This window comes from Stenotrophomonas maltophilia group sp. RNC7, from assembly GCF_030910085.1.
In the GTDB taxonomy this organism is placed as follows: Bacteria; Pseudomonadota; Gammaproteobacteria; order Xanthomonadales; family Xanthomonadaceae; genus Stenotrophomonas; species Stenotrophomonas sepilia.
The window spans coordinates 1-1,150 of sequence record NZ_JAVFVN010000172.1; the positions used below are offsets into that span (position 1 = coordinate 1).

A 1,150-nucleotide genomic window follows, 5' to 3' on the forward strand; every position below is an offset into this window, starting at 1 on the left:
TACACAAAGTATGATGCGGTAACCTTCTTATCCTGCCTTATGTGAGAGTGACCGGTAAACGCCACGCCGCGACATAGAGATCGCAGAGTGGGTTGCAAAAAAGTGGGGTGCGCAAAATTAACTGAGAAATTTACCAAATATGATCCTGCCGCCGGCTGAGGCTTGCCGTATTCATGGCCGATGCTGAGAAACCAAGGAACATAACCGAAATTTCCCGCCAGAGCGCCATTTCTAGCGAACAGCATATGCTCGTTTAGCGAAACCCCACTCTTAACAGCGCAGGCGGCGATGCACGCCCGTGGGGTTTGATATGACGGCCAAAGTTCATGCGCCTGTCCCCGTCGAGATATCGTCCGGTTCGCACAATGATTAGCCCTTGTAAATCAGTCCCTTTCGGCCTCAGAATTTACGAGCTCAATTGCGGCGGCGAAATCAGTCTTCCGGTGTCGTTTCGACCCGGGCCGGAACTGTCAGGTTGGCTCGCAGCAGGTCCTCCGGCGGCACTTCCAGGATTGCCGCCAGCGTGGCAACCATATCGATGGTGGGGCTATAGACGCTTCGCTCGAGCGAACTGACATATGTGCGGTCAATGCCTGCCAGATGGGCGAGCTTTTCCTGCGACAAACGCCTCGCGTGCCGCAGTTTTCTCAAGTTTCGCGCAAAGATCTCACGAATAGTCATATTCGCAGTCATGCGCGATGTGGCGCATTCAGCTACGGAGTAAACTCGACAATATGCCGAGCGCGCTGTCTATAGGAACGGGATGACTGGCGCAAGCGCACTTGCGGGTTGGAGAAGCGCGACATGTCCTGGAGGACAACGCGAAATCCGTAGTGACCTTATCGTCCGAAGCAGGTCAGATTAGGCGCCCGACTTCCTGACCCCTGACCAGGCGGCAACCATGAGCACATCGTCAATTTCACGGCCATGATCGAGATAGCCGGCCGGAATCCCGGGAGCTGGTTTGGGATGCCGGCTTTGCCAGCTGCCGTCTCTGAAAAAAAGGCAAACATTTCGTTGAGACGCGGCGCATTCTCGCATTCTGTGAAAAATTCGGACGAAGGTCTGGACAAAACGCTATGTCTCCCAGTGATTTCCGCAGTCCGACACAGCAGTTTGATGCTGCTGACAAAGCGGTTCTCCGTTGCGT

Annotated in this window: 3 protein-coding genes; 1 reads left to right on the forward strand and 2 read right to left on the reverse strand. The window is 54.5% G+C overall.

Features of this window, described 5'->3' with window-relative positions; translation table 11 throughout:
• Both RCF13_RS02305 and RCF13_RS02310 read right to left on the reverse strand, forming a co-directional pair.
• A partial coding sequence (locus RCF13_RS02305) for a hypothetical protein (protein WP_308140796.1) occupies positions 1-245 on the reverse strand: 245 nt, incomplete at its 3' end.
• Positions 246-432: 187 nt separating this feature from the next.
• Positions 433-681, reverse strand: coding sequence for a helix-turn-helix transcriptional regulator (locus tag RCF13_RS02310; protein WP_308140797.1), 249 nt, complete (start codon positions 679-681; stop codon positions 433-435).
• A gap of 246 nt (positions 682-927) precedes the next feature.
• Here RCF13_RS02310 and RCF13_RS02315 point away from each other — a divergent pair.
• Positions 928-1,150, forward strand: a 223-nt coding sequence (locus RCF13_RS02315) for a hypothetical protein (RefSeq protein WP_308140798.1), incomplete at its 3' end; no start/stop codon positions are given.

Excerpts from the sequence above, each read along its gene's own strand:
- RCF13_RS02310 (WP_308140797.1), bottom strand. The coding sequence starts at position 681 with ATGACTATTCGTGAGATCTTTGCGCGAAACTTGAGAAAACTGCGGCAC.